Origin of the sequence: Thalassospira profundimaris (assembly GCF_003326755.1) — a bacterium.
Lineage (GTDB): Bacteria > Pseudomonadota > Alphaproteobacteria > Rhodospirillales > Thalassospiraceae > Thalassospira > Thalassospira profundimaris_B.
The window spans coordinates 1-720 of record NZ_JPWH01000079.1 but is presented as its reverse complement, the minus strand read 5'-3'; the positions used below and the strand labels follow the sequence as shown (position 1 = coordinate 720).

The following is a 720-nucleotide window of genomic DNA, read 5'->3' as shown; positions in this document are numbered from 1 at the left end:
TTCTCATCTTCCAGGGCCTTCAAACGCCGGGCATCCGAAACATCCATGCTGCCATATTTGGCTTTGTATTTATAAAATGTCGCTTCCGATTTCCCGTGACGACGGCAAACATCCGCTGTCTTCTGACCGCTTTCCTGCTCCCGGATCATCCCGATGATTTGTTCTTCCGTGAACCGTGATCGCTTCATCTCGTCTGTCTCCTTCTTCATGACAGACTCTACTCACTTTTGGACGAGTTTTAAGGGTTCAGGTCACAGCCACGGCACTTCTTGACAAAGTGTCGGCTTCGCCGCAATACTGAACGGTATCGGGGACGTTTGAGGGTTCCAGACATTCCCTGTTTGTCTACTGAAAGCGAACGAACTGCCAGTGCATGGCCATCGGCTGTAAATAGCTGCCCCGTTGCCTGCAAGAAATTTTTGTTGCTGCCCTGATTGACTGAAAACAGCAAAAGTCGGCCATCAGAAAGTTCCACGCCACTTGGGAGCGTATCGTTCCCCGCCTGTGTCTGAATATCGAAGAGATCCCCAACGGGCTGCCCGCTTGCATCATAACGCTGCGCTTTTGGATCCCAACTGGTTGAATGACCGTCTTCAATATTCATCAGCAACAGGAAACCGCCATCCTGCAATGCGATGACTTTCGGTTCAGCCTGTTCTGAACCATCCTGGGTCAAACCAATCTGTGAACTAGGGTCAGAACTCATTAACCTTTAACTGA

At 50.0% G+C, this 720-nt stretch carries 2 protein-coding genes; both read right to left on the bottom strand.

Annotated features, from left to right (window positions below; all coding sequences use genetic code 11):
• Nucleotides 1-188 (bottom strand): transposase (locus TH25_RS24640; protein WP_147253105.1); only part of this gene is annotated, 188 nt, incomplete at its 3' end.
• Nucleotides 189-238: 50 nt separating this feature from the next.
• Nucleotides 239-706: a hypothetical protein gene (locus TH25_RS24635; RefSeq protein WP_114090870.1), complete on the bottom strand. Its 468-nt coding sequence runs from the start codon at nt 704-706 to the stop codon at nt 239-241.
• Nucleotides 707-720 lie beyond the last annotated feature (14 nt).

Bases quoted from the DNA above. Each gene is read 5' to 3' on its own strand.
- TH25_RS24635 (WP_114090870.1), bottom strand. From the start codon at position 706: ATGAGTTCTGACCCTAGTTCACAGATTGGTTTGACCCAGGATGGTTCA.